The organism is Acetivibrio sp. MSJd-27, from assembly GCF_018918095.1.
In the GTDB taxonomy this organism is placed as follows: Bacteria; Bacillota; Clostridia; order UMGS1840; family HGM11507; genus HGM11507.
In genome coordinates, this window is sequence record NZ_JAHLPV010000020.1 from 1 (window position 1) to 22,844 (window position 22,844).

Genomic DNA, 22,844 nt, shown 5'->3' on the forward strand with positions numbered 1-22,844 from the left:
GCTGGCCATGTGGAAGTGGCGGGATGGGAACCATGGCACGCTGCATCGGATACTCATGTTTTTATTCCCAATAGACACAAAAACGCGTGGATTCGCTTGATGGAATCCATGCGTTTTTCGACAGGCTGAAGGGGCGGAAAATAAAATTTTCCGCCCCTTCGTCTGTCAGAAAAGCATGACATACAATCTGCCTTGTGCAAAAAAATGAAAAAAATCTAGGAAAACAAACGGTTTTGTGATAAGATATGAACTGACACAGAAAAAAGAAAGTGGTGCCAGAACATGAAAAAAGACAAACTTGTCGCGCCGGTTGTAAAATGGGTGGGAGGAAAACGCCAGCTCCTGAATGATTTGACCCCTCTGATCCCCAAACGGATGACAACTTACTGCGAGCCCTTCGTGGGCGGCGGCGCCCTGTTTTTTTATTTACAGCCCTCCAAGGCGATTGTCAATGACATCAATCAGGAGCTCATCCATCTTTACGAGGTGATCCGGGATGATGTGGAAGAGCTTATCGCAGAACTGGAGCAGTATCAAAACGAGGCGGACGCATTCTACAGCGTGCGTGACTGGGACCGGAACCCCGTGTTTTATCAAACCCTGTCCAAGGTGAAAAAAGCCTCACGGGTGATCTATCTGAACAAAACCTGTTACAACGGACTGTTCCGCGTCAACAGCGCCGGAGAGTTTAACACACCCTTTGGAAACTATAAAAATCCTAACATTGTAAACGCTGACGTCCTGCGGGCGGTCAGTAAATATTTTAACAAGGCGGAGGTCTCCTTTTACAACCGGGACTATGCAAGCGTTTTGGAACAGCTGCCCAAAGGCGCTTTCGCCTATCTGGATCCTCCCTATGATCCGGTGTCCGAGACAGCAAGCTTCACCGGTTACAGCAAAGGTGGCTTTGGCAGGCATGAACAGATTCGTCTGAGGGAATGCTGCGACGATCTAAACCGAAGGGGTGTTAAATTTATGCTGTCCAATTCTGCCACAGATTTTATCAAGGAGCAGTATGCCGCCTACCACATCAAGATTGTGAAAGCAAAACGGGCGGTGAACTCGGTGGCGAGCAAGCGCGGCCAGATTGACGAAGTGGTGATACGGAACTATGAGTAGCGGACAAAAGGGAAAAAATGATGTGGCGTGGGAAGCGCTGTTTGAAAAATATGATATTCTAAGCCGAATTGACGAGACCGGAGCTTTTGCGATTTCAGCTGACCAGATAAGGGAATTTCGGGAGCCGCGCCTGATGGCTAAATTTGACCACAAAATCAATCTGCCGCGGATTTTCACAGCCAACGGGCTGTCCATACTTCCCGTGTCCCGGGGAGACTATGTGATCTCCCATTTCCAGGCCTACCATCCCTTTGAACCGTCCGAAAAAAAGGTGGAGAAGGCTTCCCTGCCGCCTCATCTGCAAAGCCTGAACCCCAACCGCATTCCCAGTGAAGCCATCGCCCTGAACTGCGCGCTGGCCTCCGGCATCCTTGCGGATTTTCTGGAGGAGAAATCCCTTTATTCCACTGTTTCCGGACGAATGGGATCCGAAACCTTCTCTTTCGATATCTTTCACACCAGAAAACAGGAAAACATCAATCTTACGGTGAAAAACGCACAGATTGAGATTGACGCTGCCGTGGAAGGCTTGGAAAGCCTTGCGCTGATCGAGGCAAAGAGGGATATTTCAGAGGACTTTCTGGTCCGCCAGCTATACTATCCCTACCGTGCCTGGAGAGAGCGCATTTCAAAACGGATCCGGCCTGTTTTCCTGGTTTATTCCAACGGAATTTTCAGCCTGTATGAGTACCAATTTTATCATCCGCTGGAGTATCATTCCCTCCGGCTGATCCGCCAAAAAAATTATACCATCGAGGACACGCTTATCCGGCGTGAGGATCTTGTCTCCCTTGTCATGCATACGGTTCCGGAACCGGAACCCGAGATTGCCTTTCCCCAGGCGGACAGCCTGGAGCGGGTAATCAATCTTTGCGAATTGCTGTCCGATCGTCCTATGAGCCGTGAGGAGGTAACACAGGAATATGCCTTCGACATCCGCCAGACCAACTACTATACCGACGCGGGCCGCTATCTGGGCTTCATCGAAAAAGACTACGGACAGGGACACAAGCCCTACTACCAGCTGACTGCTGCCGGCGCAGGTCTGATGAAGCTTCCCTACTGCCAGCGGCAGCTTGGAATCGTGCAGGCACTTCTCCGCCACAAGGTATTCCGCGACGGGATGCGAATCTGGCTGCAGTGCGGCGAACTGCCCGGCCGCAAAAGGGTGATCGAGCTGATGAAACGTGCGGATCTTTACCATGTAGAAAGCGAGAGCACCTTTTACAGACGTGCTTCCACAGTCACCAGTTGGCTTCAGTGGACAGCGGGATTGTTGGAAAACTGAAAAGATCGAAATGCATCTTTTCCTCCGCTCTTTGAAGGGAAAAACGCAAAAAATCCAAAAAGGCGTGCTGCATTACTTTTGTTTTGCAGTACGCCCTTTTTTCTTTTTTTGTATAAAAACAGTCATTCCTGTTTGGAATAGGCTTTCACCTGCAGTGTTTTCTCATTAATCTTAATGATATTCTTATTCTGCCGTTTGGCATATTCCAGTATATCTCTGAGTTCTCCTTCTATCTCCTCTTCTTCCCCCGGCAGAACCATGAGAATATGGTCGGAACGATCCACCATCCGCTTTTCACAGGGCGGTAGGCTTTTCAGTCCCACAGGCGGATCGAAAAAAGGAAATAACTCTTTTTCTATGTTCTTTCGGTCCTGTCCGTACCGGATTCCCTGTATCTCTGATTCTCCCACAAGATAAAGACTGATGTCCTGATATTTCTCAAGCGTTTTGTTCATCAGGCGAATGATATCATGGCTGGAATCCGGCGGAAGATTGACAGCGATGTGATACATTCCAAATTTTTTTATTAAATTGTGCAAAAGCCGTTCCAGCTTCTGCATCAATCTGCGGTTTGCAAACTGTCCGGAATCCATTTTACGCAGTTCTTCCGGCAGTATCATGCAACAGGTATTCTCTATAAGCTGCAGCTTTGCGCCGCATTCCTTTTCCTTCATCCAATTCACCTCATCCTTAATTTCACATATTATAATATCATTTCCATTATAAACGAAAAAAACCAGTTAGTCAATTATAAATATATATTTTGTATATAATATACATTATAAACTTACTTAAAACTTTTAAACTATTGTTAGAAAGGAAGTGATCCGATATGGTTTATGACTTTGGCAGGCAATTAAAGGAACTGCGCGAAAAAAACAATCTCACCCAGGAACAGGTAGCAAAAAAACTGCAGACGACAAAATCCAGCATCAGCAGTTATGAAAACAATATCAATACGCCTCCTGTCAGCGTAATCACAAAGCTTGCTTATCTGTACGGCGTCACAACCGATTATCTTCTGGGCGTAGACACAAAACGCCGGCTTTTGATCGATGGCCTCACAGAGGAGCAGGAACATATTCTTGCCACTCTCGTTGAAAACTTCCGAAAAGCAAATCAAGTTTAAATAGCGGTACCGCAGCGGAACCGCTATTTTTTCCGCCCTTTTGTCCGGTTCTCTAATGCTCCAAACAGTACTGTAAATAATCGCATTCGTCACAGCAGCATTCGATCCGATTTCCTTTTTCATCCGTATGTTCTCCGTCTCCAAGACAGTCCTTCCCGCCGTTTCCCGGCGTTAACACAATTCCTGTCACATCAATTATCATATATTTCACCTGAATTTCAAAATGAACTCATACTAGTCCCATTATAACACACATTAACTATATAATCAATCAAAAATGTGCTTATTTCAGTCCATAATGGGAGGAATTCGTATGGAAGAACAAAAGATTAAGCAGGATACCATTCATATAGGTCAAAACATTAAAAGCATCAGGAAACTGAAAAAAATCAAGCAGGTGGAAATTGTTCGGCAAATACAATTGATGGGTGTTGATATCACAAGAGAGTCACTTGTAAAAATTGAAAGAGGTATCCAACATATTTATGCCAGCCAGCTAAAAGCACTTAAAATTGTTTTGGATACCTCTTATGAAGAACTTTTAAAATAGTGATATTAATATGGCAGAAAAAAAGTTATGCAATTGGCTTTATAAACAAATGGAATGAGCTATCAGAATTTTTTAAAACGATTCATAATGAGACAAAATCTATCAAATACGATATTTGGGAGGTTAAGAGGACTTTATGAATTCTATTTCAGAATGCACCCACGCTTCATGAAATGAATCGTCTTGCCACGTAGGGAAGGGGCTTGCTCCTTCCGAATCAACTGGAAGTCTTCCGTTCCATCTTGCAGGAGCCGGTGCCTGTATCTTTTCCCTTCCCGCCATTGACTTTTCCCTGTTTTTCCATTATACTTTTGGATAGAAAGCATTCGAGTTCTCTAATGCTCAAAATAAATACTGAGGAGAAGGTATGAAAAAGAAGATTTTATGGACTCTGGTGATTCTCTGCCTTTGCGGTGCAGTTGCAGTGAGCGCTGTATATGTTCTGAACCGGGATTTTGCGAATCAGATTATCACGAAAATAACCAATAAAGTAAACCAGGCAAAACCGATTGAGGAAGAGATTATCGAGACGGCGGACGGGAAAAAGGTGCTGATGGATCATCCGAAGGGATACAGCTTGGAGTTTCCCGCTTCCATGCAGTATGACATCACAAACAGTCCCAGCTTTATCAAGTTTTATGATGAGGATACCACCGCCATTGTCACCCGGGAATGGGCGCCCTATGAGGATGTGTCCTGGTATATCGAAGAATATCTGAACAACTATATTTTAAATGACCGGTATATTGAGAAAAACAATATCAACATCCATGAAAACAAAGAGTTCACCATGGAAAGCGGTGCAAAGGCAAGGCTGATCTCCCTGACGAGGGAACCCGAAGAACAGCTTGTACCCCGCCAGAACTCCTACACCTATTTTTATGTTTTATCCCAAACAGGGAAACAGGCCTTTTTCCGGGTGATGTTTAAATCCAAGGATTACGAAGCCAGTAAGGACAAAATTGAGACAATCATCCAGTCCTTCCGGGAGATTACCCTGAAGGGGGAAAACAAATATAAGACCGCTTACAAGCACCATATGCCAGACTGGAACAAAGAGACAAAAGCCCTTTACACCAGCCTGCTGGAACAGGACGAGATTAAATGGGGGCTGTTTGTGGACGGATCCTATAAGGATGAAAAGCGGTATGGATGGTTTTCGGATATCGAAAAGAAGGTGGATCATGAATTTGATTTTGCCCTGCACTATGTGAACCTGTCACCGAATTTCCCCGCCGAAGAACTGCAAAGAATGTACGATCACGGAAAAATCACGGAATTGACCCTGCAGATATCCTATCACGCCAACGGCGATCTGTTTGGGCTGAACCCCAACTTTGCCGTTTATGACGGTCTGGAGGATGAGACCATCCGCAGCTTTGCCCGTGGTGCGAAAGCCTTCGGTCATCCCTTCCTGTTCCGTCTGAACAATGAAATGAACAGTGACTGGGTGAACTATTCCGGCGTGGCGGCTTTGTCAGATCCGGAAATCTTTGTGGAAAACTGGCGCAGAATTTATGATATCTTCCAGGAGGAAGGTGTGGACAACGCCATCTGGATTTTCAATCCCAATGCAGAGGACTGCCCTCCCTGCCACTGGAACTCGTTTACCGCCTATTTTCCCGGGGAGGCTTATGTCCATATGATAGGAATGACCGGTTACAACACGGGAACCTACTATGCGGATATATTCCATGAAAAATGGCGTACCTTTGACGAAATTTATAAGGAACCCTATGAAAAATACATGCAGTTTTACAGCGACTTCCCCTTTATCATCACCGAGTTTGCTTCCAGCTCTGTAGGCGGCGACAAAGCGGCATGGATTACCGATATGTTCCAGAGCATTGTAAACTATCCCAACGTGAAAATGGCTCTGTGGTGGAGCAGTGCCGACTATGATATGCGGGACGCAACCTATAAGCAAGTGGCAAGACCCTATTTTCTGGATGAAACGCCGGAGACAACGCAGGCCTTCAAGGACGGTCTGGTCTGGCTGGAGGATTATTATAAAAAGCAGAATAAGTTCCGTTTGAAAAATTTATTTGGCAATTGAAGAAAAAGAAAGGCAATGGATTCCTGAACCGCACAAATTGGTGCAGTTCACTTCCATTGCCTTTTTTCTGTTCTCATAAAAACGGCAGGCTTAAGCATTAGGGAGTCGAACCCTATATGCCCTGCACTTGTTAAACTTTCGCCTTTTCGGATTGTCGGTCTTGCAAGGCGTCAGCCTTGCTGCACCCTTACGCACCAAAAAAACGAATTGCTCGAAAGATTCCTGCATGCAGGGTCGCAGAGTTTCCACAGAGCAAATTTTTTGTAAGACAAGGAAAAAGCGCAGATAATCCTGACGGATTGACGAGCATTTTGACACAGGATTGCGGAAAATTTGCCTGTGGAAACCATATTGTGTTCGACTCCCTACTGCTTAACTCTCCCGCTCTGAAAGTCTCAAAGGATAGGGCTACCTGTCCATCTCACTCTGAACGCCTTCCGCGGTGTGCGCCTTGATGATTCCCTCAATTTCGCCGATACTACTTGCACACATATCCCCGTTCACTGTGTTTTTCACCGCCGCCATGGCATTTCCGATCTGTACCGCCCGGCGGACATCCGAATGCTGGATGAGCCCGTACAGCATTCCTGCAACATAAGCGTCACCGCTTCCAATCCGATCCACAACCTCAATATTCTCATAGGGCTTTTCCTCATAGAACTGCCCGTCATAATACACTTTTGAAGAAAAATTATGTCTGGTGGGGCTTTTGACAACACGCTGTGTCGTGGCCACCAGCTTACAGCCGAATTCATCACAATAGCTTTTCATGATCTCTTCCAGTGTTCCGGTTTTCTGGAACATCCTTCTGGAGGTTTCCTCCGAAACGAACAGGATATCCACATAAGGAAGCACCGATTCGATGGTTTTTCTAGCTTCCTCCTCGCTCCAGAGGGAAGCCCTGTAGTTTACGTCAAAGGAAATGGCAACCCCCTTCGCATGAAAATTTTTGATCAGAGAAACGGCTGTTTCCCGAAGTTTTTTGTTCAGCGCCAAAGAGATGCTGCTGATGTGAAAAACACCCGTCTTGTCATAGATATCCGGCTCGATTTCCTTCAGCGAAAGGGTGGTCATGGAAGAGGCTGCACGGTCGTATATCACCGAAGATTTCCGCGGGTAAGCGCCGCTTTCATAATAATAAATCCCAAGCCGTTTTTCCTCCGACGTGTCATAGACCACATAGTCGTCGCTGACATTTCCATAGCGGATTTTGTTGCGGATAAAGTGCCCGATCTTGCTTTCCGGCAGTTTTGTGATAATGGCCGAGCGCACGCCAAGCACAGCCGCCCCGGATACCACGTTTAGCTCGGAACCGCCCGCGTTTTTCTCAAACACTTCGCTTTGCGATATCTTCTCTTTATTCTGCGGAGACAGACGCAGCATAACCTCGCCGAATCCCACCAGATCAAATTCTTTGCCTTTCTTGATAAAGTCCATTCTCTTACTCCTCACTTCTAAAACGATGTTTCTCGGCAATCCCCATTTGCCTGTTTCAGTATAAGGCTTTCCCGCCGGAATGTCAATGGACGTTATCCATAAAAATCAGCCCAACGTGGATATTCTAAAAAAATTAGCTTCTTATTTCGGAACCTCCGTTGATTATATTATAGAACATACGGATATCAAGCAGCCTTTGAACAAGTTGCTGGACACCACTTTAACCTCCAGAGAAGGCGAATTGCTCAATCTTTTCCGTGATCTTACAGAGGAAAAAAAGAAGCTGATTGCAATTGGCGTTCTCATGGGACTGAAGCAAAGATGATACACTAATAAAAATAAGGTTTCTTTCTTTTTTGATTTTCTATAAAAAAGTTTTTTTCCGAAAAATACAAGTTCACTTCGCGTTCTGTTTTTTAAATATGGAACTGTGTACGATTTCTTATGTTATCAAAAAATCCCCCTGTTCAGCATTCTATTTTGAATGCTGAACAGGGGGATTTCATTATTTCCGATTACTTTTGGTCATCGTCAAAATGCATTTCACTTTTGTTCGGCAATACAAATGCACAAATGATATAGGCGATAATCCCTGCGCCCCAGAAGACAGACGCCACTGCCCAGATCACCCGGATAACTGACGGATCCATATTGAAATATTCCGCAATGCCGCCGCATACGCCGCACAGCTTACGCCCTTCTTCCACACGGTAAAGTCTTTTCATGGAAAAACCTCCTTCTCTCCACTTATTATACACTTTTTTCAGTATTTTTCAATACAGTTAAAACGAAAATAGACGGATGTTTTCGCCATTGATTACAATCTGATATGCCGTTCCGTCATCCGTTACCGCAAGACCGAAGTTCAATCCGCCTTCAACCTGTTTGACGGAAGTCATCAGCTTCTGCTTCTTCCCGGAAGAAAGAAATTCCGCCCACAAGTCACCGTTCTCTTCCACATAAAGCCGCGTATGATAATTGACAGAATATCCTGTCTGCGCCGACACAAAAGCACATTCTCTTTCAGAGGTTTCTATCCGTCTTTTTTCAACCTGAATTTCATCCTCCCCTATGTGGGAAAGCAACGCATATTTTTCGCCGTTCTTCTTTATATAATACAAAACGGAAGGATATTTTTCCCACATATCTTGCGGTATATTCCTTGGACCCGCTCCATAGAGAGCCGCAACCTCCTCGTCCAGATTTTCATAATAATTTTTCGTGATATCGGAATAGGAAAGACTGCCGTCTTTTTTTAGTACAAAAACGCAAAGTCCTCCGTCTGTCTTTACCTGAACTGCGTCAAAAGCGGCAAAAGTAGCACCCATAGTCAGCGGATCCCCGCCGAACATTTTGCTTTTAAGACGATACAGCACATTGTCGGTGTCGATCACAAAGCTGTCATAGCCGGTATTGCAGAAATCCAGAACATGTTCTCGCAGCAGATATGGCTTCACGCTCAGCTGTTGCCCCTGTTTTTCTGCTAAAATATCCTGATAGCTGGTAAAATACCAAAGCTCATTGTTTTGCGTCAGATAAAAATATGCTTCCCGTCCGCTCCAGCATTTGACGACATTCTGCGCAATCTGTTTGGGATAGAGTTCAAAGCCGCTCCGATATCCAAGCCCCAGTTCATTTTCTCCGTTGATACCCCAGCCCCACAAAGTACCGTTCTCGTCCAAAAGGAGCACGGCGTTTTCATTCAGCCTGCAGGCCTGTTTTACCGAAATATTCCCCGGATTCTTCTGCTGCGCACTGCGTTTTTCGGGTTCAAAAAATGTGAGATTCAAATAGTGACATGCTTCTCCGACTGTAACCGGACGATTGGGATAAATATTTCCCTTTTCATCCGTCTCAAAAATTCCTTTGTTCCAGGCGGTACAAAGAAAATTCCGCTCCGCCTCCGATGCCTCTGAAATATCCCTGATCTTCTCCGCATCCTTTTCGGGAACACTTCCAGCCGGTTCCTTTACGGCACACAACAGAATCTGCGCTGCCTGTCCCCTGCGAAGCGGAGCACCGTAAACCTCCATCGACTGTTCCAACAGTTTCGAATCAATCTGCCGGTATTTGCCGTACGCAACCCTACAGATATCAGGATAGCTGCGGCTGTCCAGAATATCATGTTCAAAGCCGAAACGGATTGCCCCGGCATGAAAAAAGCTATCGATTCCCGCAATCAGCTTTTCCTCTGTCAGGATTTTTTCCAAACAGCTGAGGAATTCGCCCACCGTGATAGTTTCCTGCGAATCGAAGTCGGAGCGGTTTTTGTTTATCACGCCCTCCTCATGCATCCGCAGGACATCCGTTCCATATTCCGTCACCCCGGATGCACTTCCGGCAGAGCAGCACGCTGAAAAAACAAGGAATAGTGCGCTAAGAAGGCAAACCATACGTTTCATTGTACACCCTCCGTTTCCTTAATATAGATCTTGTGCAGCAGTTTTTTGTTATTGCTCCCTGAACGATAATTTCCTCCCAAATTTCCGTACAGAAAAGCTTCTCCCTGCCGGTTGATAAACACCAGATTTCCCTTCCCCATCTTGATATCTGCGGCGTGATCTGCCAGCTTTTCAAATTCGGCAAACTCCTTTCCCGGAACAAAATTGCAAAACAGCTGATCCTTGTCATCAATGTAACAGCCTATGCCCTGCCGGTCAACGCTGGCTTTTCTGATATGGGAGGGAATCGGTATGGTATAGAAGCTTGTGTCGATACAGTACTTGGTCCCGTCCTCTTTTTCCACCCAAACCGTCTCTCCGCCTGTGATATCGGATACGCAGGTATCACATAAAACCGGAGCGCCGTCCGGTATTTGGGTATCCAAGTGGAAAAGCTCCCCCGTCTTTGTCAGAGCGTAAACCTCATCGGTTTCGGAAAAGGTGTCGTTTCGCACCAGATCCGCAAGCTTTTTGACGCCTTCCATCACTTTGCAAAAATCGACACCCTTTTCCTGACCTGAAAAATAGTGATACAGATTTCCCTGCATATCAAGTGCGAAATATTCTCCGCCCGCAACTCCTCCGCCCACGGCGACAGACTGAACCCCCTCCAGCACCCGGATAGCATATTCTCTCGGCACATAGGATACGCCTTTCCCCGGATAGTTGACAACGTTTCCTTTTAAGCCATACAGATCGTGATTCCACGCAACCGCCAAATTCTGATTCAAAAACAGGATCTGCTCCATCACTTTTTCCGGGTAAGAGGCATGTGTCTCTTCTTCGCTTAAATAATATACACTTTTGTTCTCATCCATCAAAAACAGAGCCGTTCCGTAGGTTCTGTAAAATTCTGCCTGTATGATCTTCGGGCATTGATCATACAGCCCTGCGGGTGCCGGAAGCCTGCGCTCCAAATTCAGTTTTCCCCGGTTGAGCAGTGCACATGCTTCCGCTCTGGTGAGCAGTTTATCCGGCAAAAGATTGCCATTGCCGTCCCCGCCGACAATTCCTTTGGAATAAGCGGTCAATATATATTTGGAAGATTCCATATCCCCGATATCCAATGTCTGTTCTTTCAGCCGTTCCAAATCACAGGATAACGGCTCATAGATCATCTGAATCAGATATCTGCACGCACGCTTGCGATCGACGGGCTGTTCAAAATAATCCATCAGCGCCTGAAGCTGCTGGGGTGTATAGTCATCAAATATTATATGCGGCATACCGTTTTCATCTTTGGGACGTATCAGAGAAGCCTCCTCCTCATTCCACATCCAAAATAAAGCCGTTCTTTCCAAATAATCCACAGCCCAATACTGCTTACTCCGCGGTGAAATATAAGCGTCAGCCGTTCTGGCAAGAGCGCAGACAAATTCCGCGCATGTCATCACCTCATAAGGGCGAAAGGTTCCGTCCTCATAGCCGTTTAACACGCCTGCATCTCTTAACTCCATCACATCCTCATAAAACCAATCGGAAACCGAAACATCCGAAAAGGCACTCTTCTCCGCTTTTCCATAAGCCGGAGCAGCAAAAAGAAAAATGATTATCAGTAACCATGCCGTTTGTTTCATCAGTATCCCCCCTATGGGCTGATTTTACCATAGGAACAAAAAAATATCAATTCTTTCCATGAAAATGACTGAGGTTATATTTTATATCTCTTACTAATTTTCTTCCTTTCCAAAACAATCGGGAACAGTTCTTTTAAAAAGGGAATATCCTTTATAAAAAGTTTTTCATTCGAAAAAATACAAGCCCGCTTTGCGCGCCGTTTTTCGAAACATAGAACTGCCCATGATTCCAAATAGTTTCCTATATATCAAAAAAATATTTGACTTTCGTTTCTACAAGTTGTATAATAAAAAACAAGAAGTAGAACCGAAAGGATGATTTGATGAAACCGCTTAATATCACAGCTGCGGAAATGGAGATTATGCAGGTGGTCTGGAATTCCGAAGGAACGGTGACTTCCAGCGAGATCATGGCAGCTCTGCCGGGCAAAAAGCTGACCACCATTGTGACTCTGGCCGGACGGCTGATCGAAAAGGGGGTACTCGCCTCCGAGAAGGTCGGACGGAGCCATGCTCATCAGTATTCCGCACTCATCAGCGAAAAAGAATACAAAAAAATTCAGACCAGAAACTTTTTGAGCACGGTTCATAAAGGCTCTGCGAAAAGTCTGCTAAGCGCCTTGTTCGACGGCGACGGATTAACCGCCGCCGATCTGAAAGAATTGAAAGACTATATGAAAAAGAAGGGGGAATAACCGTGTTTGACCGTTTTTTTCAAACATTGCTCTTTCTCACCTTTTCCGGCAGTATGGCCTGTGTGCTTCTTCTGCTTGGAAAAAAAGTGATTCTGAAATACTGCGGAGGGCGAAAAAGCTATTATATCTGGCTCATTCCCCTGCTGATGTTCCTGATTCCGCTCAAGCTGGATATGGCGCCGATGGTACGCCGTATGGAAGCGTTCACCGCCGCTCCCCCAGCAAATGAGATACAGCTGACAACGGACGGACAACAAGCCGCTTCTCCTGCAGCCGGACAGGCGCTTGCGGAACAGACGCTGCAGAAAACTTCGGAGAAAATGCCCTCTACCAAGCTGCCGGATGACAACAGTGCATATCTTTTCGGAATCTGGGCAGCGGGAGCGCTCCTTCTTCTTTTTCGCTATCTGGGCGCTTATCACCGCTATCAGTATCAGCTGACACATCTGGGCTGCCTTCCGGTCAGCGGCACCGCAAAAGATATCCTTGAAAAGACAAAAGAGGAGATGGGGATCCACCGGTCTGTCATCTTGATTTCCTCCATACACACGGACTCCCCTTTGATGACCGGCTTTTTTCAACCAAAAATCATTTTGCCGTGCCAGGAGCTGACGGAACAGGAGATGGTTCTGATCTTCCGTCACGAACTGACGCACTACAAGCACGGCGATATCTGGTATAAATTTTTCGCCGCCATAGTCAATGCAGTTCAGTGGTTCAACCCGCTCTCTTACCTGATGGTGCGCAACATCAATGAGAGCTGTGAATACGCCTGCGATGAATCCGTGACGCGTTCTATGGACGCCGGACAACGCGGCCTGTACAGCGAAATGATTTTAAAGATGCTGAGCTTTCACGCTCTTGCTCCCGTTTTTGTGAGCCATCTTTCCAAAAACAAAAATATTCTGAAAAGGAGGTTTTCCTTCATTATGGAAACAAAAAAACACAAAAAGCTGATTGCAGGAATCACCGCCTGCCTTCTGTTATGCACTTCTGTCCTGCTGCCGTCCGCCGCACTGGGAGAGGAGGAGAAAGAATTCGGTGTATCCACTTACTATCACGCGTACAAAAGCTTGGAATGGAACATTAATAGCACTCTTCAGTTACCTGTCAGTAATGAGGAAGGGGTAGCAATGAGCGTAAGGGAAAACGGCATCTATATTGATAAAGACGGTTTCGCCACCGTATATCACAATTATGAAAACCGAAATACGCCCGTCCTTTGCGTAACCGGCAGATGGACTGCAAAGGAATCTGCCAAACCAGAGGGAGCTGTCACAAAGCAATATACTGTTGAAGAAAATGAATTAACCGTTCTTTTTGCAAAGGAAGCCGCCGGTTATGCAGACCATCCGGCTGTTGAAAAAATGATTCAAAACCGTTTTTCCTATGAACTGCACTATAAAGACCCTCTTGGCCAAAGATTACCGGAGTGGGATTATGACCATCCCGCCTTTATCCGGGAACTGATGAGACGCGGCGTGTACATCATCACCGCGGTTCAGGAACCGACAGAGTTTCAGCCGATGTTCCGGACTCCTACAGCGGACGGCGGAACCTTGTCTTACGAGGTCTTGAGCGAGGGAAACAAAATTGATGTTGCTTACCGGTTCTGGGAGGAGAAGGTTTCATTAAATCAAAATATAGACGGCAATCAGGGCAAACAATTTGCAGAAAGCTTTGTTATTCCCGCGGGGAAAACCCTTGCCTTCAATATTGAGGAAACTTCGGAGAGTATGCCGACTATGAATGTCGCTATCATCGATCTTTCCACTGGGAAAACGGTAGACTGGATTCCGTCAATGGCAGTAGGTATGCGCCTTTCCTATACACCTAGTGAAAATGCGGGACATATCTTCAAAATAATGTTCAGCACGGATGAGCCTTATGGCGGCGAGGCGAAGCTTTCCGCTTATCTGTATTAAAAACCGCAGGGGGCGATGTAAAGGCATCGTCCCCTGCAAAATATTATTAAGCAATTGCAACCAACTCTTAAATAATCTGCTACTCTTTTTTCAAATCCTTTCGAAATAGTTCGTTTGCATTGACATGAAAATAGTCACAAACATGTTTGATGTGATAGTCGCACAGCAGCCTCGTCTTTTTGCAGTCTTCCACTGCTTTCAGCCTCCCTATGCTGATTTTCATGATATCAGCCATTTGCTCAATCGTCAGTCCGTTTTTCAGCCTTAAATACTTCACGTTTTTGTATAATCGGAAAACTGTCTCTTGCACACAAGCTAATTCTTTGTTTTTTTCCATAAGATAAGTATCTCCTTTTTCTATTTTCATTTTATTTCAATTCATTTTGAATTAAAATCAACAATTCAATATCTTTTTATGTAAAATAGATATTGAGGTGATTCTGAATGGATTATATGAAGAAATTTAAAACCTTAAGAACGGATAATGACTATAGTCAAGAACAGATAGCAAAAATTCTAGGCGTCGCACAAACTACTTATTCCCAATATGAACGTGGTGTACGGGCTCTTCCGATTGAACATTTTATTACACTATGTCGCTTTTACCATATCTCGTCTAATTCTATCTTGGGATTGCAAGAAAATAAAGATTACTAAATTCATCTGTAAGTACTATGGTATATTATTGATTTAATTTTAATTCATTTTGAATTAAAAGTCAATACTTCAATTCGAATTAATATATAATCATATTTGAGGTGAATGTATATGACTTATTTAGAAAAATTAAAGGCACTGAGAGAAGATAATGATTATTCTCAAAAACAAATTGCAGATATCTTAGGAATTGCCCAATCAACCTATTCTCAATATGAACGCGGCACACGCGCCCTTCCGATTGAATCATTAATAATGTTGTGCAATTTTTATCATGTATCCCCTAATTACCTTTTGGATTGGGGCAAATAAAAAGCCTCCCCTGTGTAAGGGGAGGTTGGCAACAAAGTTGCTCGGAGGGGTTGTAAAAATGTTTTTTGACAATCCCTCAGTCAGCTGCCGCTGACAGCTCCCTTTGCACAAGAGGGACTTTTCTCCCCCGTACACTACTTCTCTGTATTTTCAAAGCGCTTGTTTACCATATCCCAATTCATCACATGAAACCAATTATCAATATAATCCGCGCGCCGGTTCTGATACTTTAAGTAATAGGCGTGCTCCCATACGTCCAGATTGAGAAGCGGAATCAGGTTACCGGGAAGCGGTGTATCCTGATTGGGGGTTGTCACAATCATCAGACGCCCGCTTTGAGGATTTTTGACAAGCCATGCCCAGCCGGATCCGAAAACAGAAAGAGCCGCTTCCTTCATCTTATCCTGAAAAGCCTTCAGCGATCCAAACTGACTTTCTATCTCTTTGATGATTTTTCCTTCCGGCTTGCTCTGGGAAGAGGGCGCCATCCCCTCAAAGAAAAAATTGTGGTTGTACACGCCGCCGCCATTGTTGCGCACGGCAGTCTGAATCTCTTTGGGAAGGTATTGTATGTTGTATAATAAACGCTCCAATGGGAACTGATATAAAACCGGATATTGATCCAACGCCTTGTTTAGATTGTCCACATAGGTTCCCAAATGCTTATCGTGATGAATGCGCATGGTACGCTCGTCGATAAAAGGTTCCAGCGCATCATAGGCATAAGGGAGCGGACGCAGTGTATATTTTTTTCGCTGTTCCAAACAGCTCACCTCCTGCTTTCATTGTATTCCCTCTTTTCTTTTATGTGTCATCAAAGGGAAGGAAGAAATTGCAGGAAGCGGAACCGAAACATGGATCACAGGATGCGCTTCCTTATTTATTCTGCCCCGTCCTTCCAATACCACCATTTACATTTTTCCGGATCCGGATATTTTGTCTCTGCAAAATATACAGCACAGCGGTAGACATACAGCTGGCAGCGATCAATGATAAAACCGCGGCGGGCACAATCCCGCTGATAGATCTCCTCGGGATTCTGCCCCTTTAACGAATCAATGGTAGTATAGCCCAGTGCAATGAGATCTTCTTCCGTTTTTCTTCCCACACCAGGGATATTCTGCAAATCGGTTTTCATAAGATCAACCTCCTTTCTGCCTCTATCATAATAAATAATCAAAAGGAAAGCAACGATTTTTGAGACTTCTATGAAAAAGTTTGATAAAATTATCCCTTGACAAACGGGCATATGCACATTATACTAATAATAGTGTGCATATGCTCATTTATGTCATGCGGGCAATGTGCTCGAAAGCGGAAACGTTCAGGAGGTGGAACATGCCAAGGAACATCAAATGCCGGCGGGTATGCAGGGAACCGGAAAACCGCATATTTTCCCCTGAAAATGGCTGTGCTGATTATATTACCCTCAGCGTGGAGGAGCTGGAAGCCATCCGGCTTTGTGATATGGAAAACCTTGAACAGGATTCCGCCGCAGAACGGATGGGTGTGTCCCGCGGTACCTTCCAGAGGATTCTCTATGCGGCAAGAAAGAAGTCCGCAGCCGCCCTTTGCGGGGGCAAGGGGATCAAGATAGAAGGCGGCAATTACGAGCTCGCCAAGGGCTTCTGTGAATGCCGGAAACAATGTAAAAAATGTACTTTCAAAGGAGATAACGATCATGAGTGAAAATTGTTCCCATGAATGCGGCAGCTGCAGTGCAGACTGCAGTTCCCGCCAGACAAATCCGGCTGATTTTATTGAGCCGTTAAACAGCATGAGCAGCGTAAAAAAAGTAATTGGCGTAGTCAGCGGCAAAGGCGGCGTCGGTAAATCCATGGTTACCGCTTCCCTGGCCGTGCTGATGAACCGGAAAGGATATCACAGTGCCGTTTTGGATGCGGATATCACCGGTCCTTCCATTCCAAAAGTGTTTGGAATGACTGAAAAAGCCGAGGCGCATGATTTCGGCTTACTCCCTGTAAAATCCGAAAAAGGAATTGACGTAATGTCCATCAACCTTCTCCTGGAAAACGACAGTGCCCCTGTGGTATGGAGAGGCCCGATTATCGCCGGGACGGTCAAGCAGTTCTGGAGCGATACAGTATGGGAGGATGTAGACTTTATGTTCGTAGATATGCCCCCCGGAACCGGAGATGTGCCGCTTACCGTATTTCAGTCCATTCCACTGGACGGAATTATCATCGTCACCTCTCCGCAGGAATTGGTTTCCATGATCGTGGCCAAAGCGGCCAATATGGCAAAACTGATGAATATACCCATTCTGGGAATCATAGAGAACTACAGCTATTTGGAATGTCCGGACTGCGGCAAGAAAATCAATGTATTCGGCGAGAGCCACATTGACGAGATTGCCGGAGAATTTGAAATGGATGTCCTGGCCAAGCTGCCGATTAATCCGGCGGTTGCCCAGCTCTGCGACGCAGGCCGGGTAGAGGAAATCGATTGTGATTTGCTGACAGACACTGCAAATAAAATAGAAGCTTTATTGGATGAAAAAAAAGAAGGGAGCGGTAAAACTGTGAAAAGAATTGCTGTTACAACCGAAGGTTCCGAAATTTTTCAGCATTTCGGAAAATGTAAATCCTTTACCCTCTTCGATGTAAAGGAAAATGAAATCATCTCTAAGGATCGGATGGATACTGAGGGTAACGGGCATTCCGCACTGGCAGGCATGCTGCATGACAATCAGGTGGACGTGTTAATCTGCGGCGGTATCGGTCAGGGTGCGAAGGACGCACTCGCCTCCCTCGGTGTAGAACTGGTAGCAGGCGCTTCCGGCAGCGTTGAGGACGCGGTCAAAAATTATCTTCAGGGCACGTTGAAGCATGACGCCGATTTCACCTGCAATCATCACGATCATGAACACGGCGGAGAGGACTGTGGACATACCTGCGGGAACCATTGTTAAAAAAATATAGATTGACAAAACCTGCAAAATAGATTACTATGTATATAGTTGGAGAAAGGAGCCCGCTCTTTTTTCGGTGAAGGATTCCTTTTTCCATGTATCAATCTATTTCGTAAAGCGACGGTGTGATGATGGACGCAGACCCTCATTTATGCAATTTCATAAAAGGATCCGAAAAGGACAGACCGGATTGGTCTGCCCTTTTTGTGCTTCTTAAGCATAGATAGTCTCCGCTTACACTAAATTGTTTTTGAATAAGAGGTAATAAAAATGGATGATGAGAGCCATTGTTGCTGCTGTGGAAATGATTTTTCCTGCTGGTTAAACCGACATATCTTTTGGGAATGTCATAACTACTTTCTATGGTTTGTCAAATTATTGCGGTAAGCCCGAATTGTTTTTTCAAAAATAAAGATGAAATAGATACTAGGAGGAACAATTTTGGATAGTCCGATTTTATGGCAAATCCTTTTACAAATTATTTTAATTGCACTCAATGCGGTTTTCGCCTGTGCAGAAATCGCAGTTATTTCAATGAATGATACAAGATTGGCTCAGCTGAAAGAGCAGGGAGACCGAAGGGCCTTAAGGCTTGGTCGTCTCACAAGCCAGCCGGCACGTTTTCTGGCAACCATACAGGTCGCAATCACCCTCTCTGGTTTTTTGGGAAGCGCCTTTGCCGCGGATAACTTTTCCGACAAGCTGGTCGATTGGCTGATGGAGATCGGAGTACCGATCTCTGCCGCCACATTAGATACCGTATCCGTTATCCTGATAACGCTGCTCCTGTCTTATTTTACGTTGGTATTCGGTGAACTTGTCCCCAAACGGATTGCGATGAAAAAAGCGGAAAAGCTGGCACTTGGCATGTCGGCGATGATCTCTTTCATATCAAAGCTGTTTGCTCCCATCGTATGGATTCTGACCATCTCGACCAACTGCATTTTGCGGCTCTTCGGAATCGACCCGAATGCGGAGGAAGACGAGGTAAGCGAAGAGGAAATCCGCATGATGGTAAACCTGGGAGGTCAAAAAGGAGTTATTGATACCGAAGAGCAGGAATTTATACAGAATGTATTTGAATTTGACGATAAACCGGTGGGAGAATTCGCAACACACAGAACCGATATCTCTCTTTTGTGGATGGATGAAACCGATGAGAAATGGGATGCAACCATCCGCGAGAGCCGTCATACCCTATACCCAATCTGCGATGAAACCATTGACCGGATTGTCGGTATTCTAAATGAAAAAGACTATTTTCGTCTTTCGGATAAAAGCCGTGAAAATGTTATGAAATCAGCGGTTTGTGCCCCTTTCTTCGTGCCGGAAAGCATCTGCGGCGATGTTTTATTTAGACAGATGAAGCAGTCTCACAACCACTTCGCCGTGGTGCTGGATGAATATGGAGGAACCGTGGGAATCGTCACAATGAATGATCTGTTGGAGCAGCTGGTAGGCGACTTGGAAGATACCGTACCTGTTCTTCCGGAAATCAAAGAAATAGAACCGCTGGATTCCGAGACATGGAAAGTTCATGGGAGTATTTCTCTTGAAAAAGTTGCAGAAAAATTGAAAGTTCCTCTGCCCACCGATGATTACGAAACGTTCGGCGGCTTTGTTTTCGGATGCTATGGCAGTATTCCCGACGACGGAAGCCAGTTTGAGATAGACGCTTATTCTTTACATATCAAAGTCACGGAAATCAAGGACCACCGCGTTGAAAAAGCCATTATCTGCCTGGCAGAATAAGAAAAACGAACTGTTAAATTTATGCTGCCTTTCCGTACCTCCGAATGCAGGCTTTTTTTCAGCCTTGCTTCATCTATAATTCAGAGATACAAGCGGTATCATCCGGCGAAGCTTCTTACATAAGAAAAGACAGTGCACGGTTAAAAGCACTGTCTTTTTTCTTTCTTCCAGAATTTCATTTCTGAAAGATTTTGAGGCTGCTATCTCCTTTTCTTGAAAGCCATGGCATTTCGCTGGACATACTTTCCCTTAATTCTTCCCTGTTCCGCCAGCCATTCTGCAGTATCTTTCAATGTCTGTGCCATGGGTCTGACTTGATAAGACAATTCCCTGTCAGCCTTTTCATGTGTAAAGTTTCCGTTGCTCAACAGGGTATAAAGGGAATAGGAGGTATACAAAGGCGGCTGATGAAGCAGCTTGTAATAAGCTTCCGCCATAGGAGCAGCGGCCTTTGCAAACCACATGGGCAGTTTGGTATGAATTTCCCTGCGCCCTGTTATCTGATGAAGACAGTCCAGCAGTTCTTTGACTGTGCAGTAACGATTGGTCAGCAGATAACACTCACCGCTCCGCCCTTTTTGCAGACAGGAAAGGATTCCGTCCGCAACATCCCGCACGTCCACGAAATCATATCCCCCATTCACATAAGCGGTCAATCTCCCATTGAGATAGTCCTGAATCATCTGCGTTAAATGTGCATGCCCGAAATCTTCTGGGCCAATCAGGCCGGAAGGATGAACGACGCAGGCATTCAATCCGTTTTGACAGTTGTCCAAAACCAGCTGGCTGGCCTCGGCCTTCGTTTTGGCATAAAGTCCCTCAACCCATTCCGGAGAAAACACAGAAACCTCCCGCATCACTTTTCCGCCCTCCTGCTCGGGAATCGCATGGGAGGAGCTTACATAAATCAGCTTCTTTACATGATTTACCAGACAGAGATCAATGATATTCTTCGTTCCTCTCACATTAACGTCATACACCTTCTGCTGAAATTTTGACACAATGCTCACAATGCCGGCGCAGTGTATGACATATATATCCTGCCGGTTTGGATTGTCAAACAGAGGCTCTAAGCTGTTGTAATCCCTCACGTCTCCGTAATACATTCTTGCCCGCTGAAAGGATATTGTTCTGCCGCCGGACAAATCCAGCCCTCTTATCTCATGTTCCGTTCTCTCCAGTTTTCTGACAAGCACATTACCCAAATGTCCTATAGCGCCTGTAACAATAATGATAGCCATAACACAGCCTCCCTTCCGGCAAATAAAATGTTATTTCTCTACCTTTATTGTAGCATGAAAATCCGCTTTTTCAAGTGAACTTTCTGTGAATTATGTAAACTTCTCGAAAACAGTATTTTCTGTCGTTTGACTTTTTGTCAGATTTCATGGATAATAAAGAAAAGGAGATGATTTTATGTTACGTCAGTTTCATTTACAGACCCACAGGGAAAATTTCTACAACATCACTGCAAAGGCGGCATATACCGTGCAACAGAGCGGTATTTCCGATGGCATCTGCATCGTGTTCTGTCCCCACACCACCGCCGGTATTACCATCAATGAAAATGCGGATCCTGATGTGGTGACAGATATGCTGAACGGTCTTTCCAAAGCTTTTCCCGATCGGCCTGAATTCCGGCATATGGAGGGAAACAGCGCGGCACACCTGAAAGCCAGCAGCGTGGGCAGCAATGCTACTGTTTTGGTGAAAGACGGCCGTCTGCTTCTGGGTACCTGGCAGGGAATTTATTTTTGTGAATTTGACGGTCCCAGAAACCGGACATTTTATGTCAAGGTGATGGAAGGATAGAAAAAGATGTCGTATTCTTTTATTTCCCGGGAAATAGAAGCTTCCATAAGGACCATACCCTCTCTTACAGCGCTTTAACTTTGGCTTTCTTTTCATTACAGATGTAAAACAGGCTCGGACATACTGTCCGGGCCTGTCTTTGGTATTATGATGATAACCCGTTCCAATTGGTGACGATCACATCACCGTAAACCGTCTTTTCCCCGCCGCCGGAAACCGTGTAAACCGCATAAGGTCTGGTGTAATACAACTCGCCCAGCGACACGATAGTTCCTTTTATTTCGATACCGAACTGTCCTTTTGCATTGATCTTCTTTCCCTGCAGAGCGATACAGGAGGCTTTATTCCGTTCCGGCAGACTGACTGTTCTAGAGTACACAACCCCATATTCTTTCAATGTGTAAACATCCCCGGCCGGCTGAACCAATTTTGCAAAGGAGACACTTCCCGTGTCCGATGTAAAAGTTTTGGTATAGCTGCTTGTCTGGGGAACCGTTTCATCTGCCTTAAAGGTGATTTTCAGAGTTGCATCCGCTGTAATGGCAGGCGTTGTGTAGCTACCGTCCCCTGTTGCTACCGCGGGTGCGCCGTTATACAGAATCTGATCGACAACATATCCATCATTGGGGACAATCTGGAACGCCGCTGTTTTGCCGTCCGCAACGCCGACGGATGCTGTGCCCGGCAGGTATTCAAGCGCATCTTTCACAATCTTACCATGGCTGCCAACATCCAGTGTCAGCGTATGGTCAACCGGGAAAGAAGTTTCCCCTTTTGCCGCCAGAGGCGCCGCACCGGAAAACACATACAGATAGTCCGAAATCGTGTTCATTTCACCCGGAATAGCCACTTTGAAAGAGAAGGTGATCTCTCCGGTTACGGAATCGCTGACGCCCTCGTCAATATAATAGACATAGCCGTTTTTGGCCGCTCCGCCATATTGGAAGGCAGTCTGCGGCGATATGCCGTTTGATTTTTCTCCCATTACAAGAAGGGTGACCATCTGAGACGGATCGGTTGTTACTTTCACTCTGACCGCATAGGTTCCGTCGTCCTGCTGCTGGCAGGACAAAACTTCCACGTTTACCGTCCTCTGTGCGCATACTGACATCTGGCAGAATAATATCAATGCGAGAATAAGACACCCGATTTTTTTCATACC

At 45.4% G+C, this 22,844-nt stretch carries 25 protein-coding genes; 14 read left to right on the forward strand and 11 right to left on the reverse strand.

What is annotated here, in order from left to right; all coding sequences use genetic code 11:
• Nucleotides 1-282 precede the first annotated feature (282 nt).
• On the forward strand, nucleotides 283-1,119 hold the full coding sequence (locus KQI32_RS07965; protein ID WP_216424622.1) for a DNA adenine methylase: 837 nt from the start codon (nucleotides 283-285) through the stop codon (nucleotides 1,117-1,119).
• Complete coding sequence (locus tag KQI32_RS07970) at nucleotides 1,112-2,407, forward strand: transcriptional regulator (RefSeq protein WP_253291116.1); 1,296 nt, start codon at nucleotides 1,112-1,114, stop codon at nucleotides 2,405-2,407. The genes KQI32_RS07965 and KQI32_RS07970 overlap by 8 nt, the downstream gene beginning before the upstream one ends.
• Before the next feature lie 122 nt (nucleotides 2,408-2,529).
• Here the strand turns inward: KQI32_RS07970 and KQI32_RS07975 are convergent, their stop codons facing one another.
• The gene (locus KQI32_RS07975) at nucleotides 2,530-3,081 is read right to left on the reverse strand and encodes a hypothetical protein (RefSeq protein ID WP_177691489.1); all 552 of its coding nucleotides are present in this window, start codon (nucleotides 3,079-3,081) and stop codon (nucleotides 2,530-2,532) included.
• A gap of 158 nt (nucleotides 3,082-3,239) precedes the next feature.
• Here KQI32_RS07975 and KQI32_RS07980 point away from each other — a divergent pair, with 158 nt between their 5' ends.
• Complete coding sequence (locus tag KQI32_RS07980; RefSeq protein ID WP_177691490.1) at nucleotides 3,240-3,536, forward strand: helix-turn-helix domain-containing protein; 297 nt, start codon at nucleotides 3,240-3,242, stop codon at nucleotides 3,534-3,536.
• 52 nt (nucleotides 3,537-3,588) lie between these two features.
• On the opposite strand, the gene KQI32_RS07985 is transcribed toward KQI32_RS07980, so the two are convergent.
• Nucleotides 3,589-3,738, reverse strand: coding sequence for a hypothetical protein (locus tag KQI32_RS07985; RefSeq protein ID WP_177691491.1), 150 nt, complete (start codon nucleotides 3,736-3,738; stop codon nucleotides 3,589-3,591).
• A 111-nt stretch (nucleotides 3,739-3,849) separates the two neighbouring features.
• Between KQI32_RS07985 and KQI32_RS07990 the strand changes: the two genes are divergently transcribed.
• Both KQI32_RS07990 and KQI32_RS07995 read left to right on the forward strand, forming a co-directional pair.
• Nucleotides 3,850-4,086, forward strand: coding sequence for a helix-turn-helix domain-containing protein (locus tag KQI32_RS07990; RefSeq protein WP_177691492.1), 237 nt, complete (start codon nucleotides 3,850-3,852; stop codon nucleotides 4,084-4,086).
• Between the two features lie 367 nt (nucleotides 4,087-4,453).
• Nucleotides 4,454-6,142, forward strand: coding sequence for a glycoside hydrolase family 26 protein (locus tag KQI32_RS07995; protein ID WP_177691493.1), 1,689 nt, complete (start codon nucleotides 4,454-4,456; stop codon nucleotides 6,140-6,142).
• A 408-nt stretch (nucleotides 6,143-6,550) separates the two neighbouring features.
• Here the strand turns inward: KQI32_RS07995 and KQI32_RS08000 are convergent, their stop codons facing one another.
• Nucleotides 6,551-7,579: a sugar kinase gene (locus KQI32_RS08000; RefSeq protein ID WP_216424623.1), complete on the reverse strand. Its 1,029-nt coding sequence runs from the start codon at nucleotides 7,577-7,579 to the stop codon at nucleotides 6,551-6,553.
• A gap of 79 nt (nucleotides 7,580-7,658) precedes the next feature.
• On the opposite strand from KQI32_RS08000, the gene KQI32_RS08005 reads away from it, so the two are divergent.
• Nucleotides 7,659-7,904 carry a hypothetical protein gene (locus KQI32_RS08005; protein ID WP_216424624.1) on the forward strand — a complete coding sequence of 82 codons (246 nt, stop codon included), beginning with the start codon at nucleotides 7,659-7,661 and terminating at the stop codon, nucleotides 7,902-7,904.
• 190 nt (nucleotides 7,905-8,094) lie between these two features.
• Here the strand turns inward: KQI32_RS08005 and KQI32_RS08010 are convergent, their stop codons facing one another.
• From KQI32_RS08010 to KQI32_RS08020, 3 genes are read right to left on the reverse strand one after another with little or no spacing between them, the layout of a single operon-like run.
• Nucleotides 8,095-8,304, reverse strand: coding sequence for a PspC domain-containing protein (locus tag KQI32_RS08010; protein ID WP_216424625.1), 210 nt, complete (start codon nucleotides 8,302-8,304; stop codon nucleotides 8,095-8,097).
• 57 nt (nucleotides 8,305-8,361) lie between these two features.
• Nucleotides 8,362-9,981 carry a hypothetical protein gene (locus KQI32_RS08015; protein ID WP_216424626.1) on the reverse strand — a complete coding sequence of 540 codons (1,620 nt, stop codon included), beginning with the start codon at nucleotides 9,979-9,981 and terminating at the stop codon, nucleotides 8,362-8,364.
• Complete coding sequence (locus KQI32_RS08020) at nucleotides 9,978-11,597, reverse strand: S-layer homology domain-containing protein (RefSeq protein ID WP_216424627.1); 1,620 nt, start codon at nucleotides 11,595-11,597, stop codon at nucleotides 9,978-9,980. The genes KQI32_RS08015 and KQI32_RS08020 overlap by 4 nt, the downstream gene beginning before the upstream one ends.
• A 323-nt stretch (nucleotides 11,598-11,920) precedes the next feature.
• Here KQI32_RS08020 and KQI32_RS08025 point away from each other — a divergent pair, with 323 nt between their 5' ends.
• Both KQI32_RS08025 and KQI32_RS08030 read left to right on the forward strand, forming a co-directional pair.
• Entirely contained in the window at nucleotides 11,921-12,292 is a 372-nt protein-coding gene (locus tag KQI32_RS08025; RefSeq protein ID WP_177691499.1) for a BlaI/MecI/CopY family transcriptional regulator, read from the forward strand.
• A 2-nt stretch (nucleotides 12,293-12,294) separates the two neighbouring features.
• The gene (locus KQI32_RS08030; RefSeq protein WP_216424628.1) at nucleotides 12,295-14,217 is read left to right on the forward strand and encodes a M56 family metallopeptidase; all 1,923 of its coding nucleotides are present in this window, start codon (nucleotides 12,295-12,297) and stop codon (nucleotides 14,215-14,217) included.
• Nucleotides 14,218-14,296: 79 nt separating this feature from the next.
• On the opposite strand, the gene KQI32_RS08035 is transcribed toward KQI32_RS08030, so the two are convergent.
• Nucleotides 14,297-14,554: a helix-turn-helix transcriptional regulator gene (locus tag KQI32_RS08035; RefSeq protein ID WP_177691501.1), complete on the reverse strand. Its 258-nt coding sequence runs from the start codon at nucleotides 14,552-14,554 to the stop codon at nucleotides 14,297-14,299.
• Nucleotides 14,555-14,670: 116 nt separating this feature from the next.
• On the opposite strand from KQI32_RS08035, the gene KQI32_RS08040 reads away from it, so the two are divergent.
• A complete protein-coding gene (locus KQI32_RS08040; protein WP_305854631.1) occupies nucleotides 14,671-14,874 on the forward strand; it encodes a helix-turn-helix domain-containing protein in 204 nt (67 codons plus the stop codon).
• Nucleotides 14,875-14,985: 111 nt separating this feature from the next.
• On the forward strand, nucleotides 14,986-15,186 hold the full coding sequence (locus KQI32_RS08045) for a helix-turn-helix domain-containing protein (RefSeq protein ID WP_177691503.1): 201 nt from the start codon (nucleotides 14,986-14,988) through the stop codon (nucleotides 15,184-15,186).
• Between the two features lie 134 nt (nucleotides 15,187-15,320).
• On the opposite strand, the gene KQI32_RS08050 is transcribed toward KQI32_RS08045, so the two are convergent.
• Both KQI32_RS08050 and KQI32_RS08055 read right to left on the reverse strand, forming a co-directional pair.
• Nucleotides 15,321-15,950 carry a superoxide dismutase gene (locus KQI32_RS08050; protein ID WP_253291117.1) on the reverse strand — a complete coding sequence of 210 codons (630 nt, stop codon included), beginning with the start codon at nucleotides 15,948-15,950 and terminating at the stop codon, nucleotides 15,321-15,323.
• A gap of 116 nt (nucleotides 15,951-16,066) precedes the next feature.
• Nucleotides 16,067-16,324, reverse strand: coding sequence for a helix-hairpin-helix domain-containing protein (locus KQI32_RS08055; RefSeq protein ID WP_177691504.1), 258 nt, complete (start codon nucleotides 16,322-16,324; stop codon nucleotides 16,067-16,069).
• Nucleotides 16,325-16,524: 200 nt separating this feature from the next.
• Between KQI32_RS08055 and KQI32_RS08060 the strand changes: the two genes are divergently transcribed.
• The 3 genes from KQI32_RS08060 (at nucleotide 16,525) to KQI32_RS08070 (ending at nucleotide 19,870) form a co-directional block, all read left to right on the forward strand.
• A complete protein-coding gene (locus KQI32_RS08060; RefSeq protein ID WP_177691505.1) occupies nucleotides 16,525-16,875 on the forward strand; it encodes a DUF134 domain-containing protein in 351 nt (116 codons plus the stop codon).
• Nucleotides 16,868-18,118 (forward strand): P-loop NTPase, encoded by a 1,251-nt coding sequence (locus KQI32_RS08065; protein WP_177691506.1) that lies wholly within the window; start codon nucleotides 16,868-16,870, stop codon nucleotides 18,116-18,118. The genes KQI32_RS08060 and KQI32_RS08065 overlap by 8 nt, the downstream gene beginning before the upstream one ends.
• Before the next feature lie 441 nt (nucleotides 18,119-18,559).
• Complete coding sequence (locus tag KQI32_RS08070; RefSeq protein WP_253291118.1) at nucleotides 18,560-19,870, forward strand: hemolysin family protein; 1,311 nt, start codon at nucleotides 18,560-18,562, stop codon at nucleotides 19,868-19,870.
• 200 nt (nucleotides 19,871-20,070) lie between these two features.
• Here the strand turns inward: KQI32_RS08070 and KQI32_RS08075 are convergent, their stop codons facing one another.
• On the reverse strand, nucleotides 20,071-21,111 hold the full coding sequence (locus KQI32_RS08075) for an NAD-dependent epimerase/dehydratase family protein (protein ID WP_216424629.1): 1,041 nt from the start codon (nucleotides 21,109-21,111) through the stop codon (nucleotides 20,071-20,073).
• 175 nt (nucleotides 21,112-21,286) lie between these two features.
• Between KQI32_RS08075 and KQI32_RS08080 the strand changes: the two genes are divergently transcribed.
• Nucleotides 21,287-21,682, forward strand: a complete 396-nt coding sequence (locus tag KQI32_RS08080) for a secondary thiamine-phosphate synthase enzyme YjbQ (protein ID WP_177691508.1) — start codon at nucleotides 21,287-21,289, stop codon at nucleotides 21,680-21,682.
• Nucleotides 21,683-21,827: 145 nt separating this feature from the next.
• Here the strand turns inward: KQI32_RS08080 and KQI32_RS08085 are convergent, their stop codons facing one another.
• Complete coding sequence (locus KQI32_RS08085; protein WP_216424630.1) at nucleotides 21,828-22,841, reverse strand: hypothetical protein; 1,014 nt, start codon at nucleotides 22,839-22,841, stop codon at nucleotides 21,828-21,830.
• Nucleotides 22,842-22,844 lie beyond the last annotated feature (3 nt).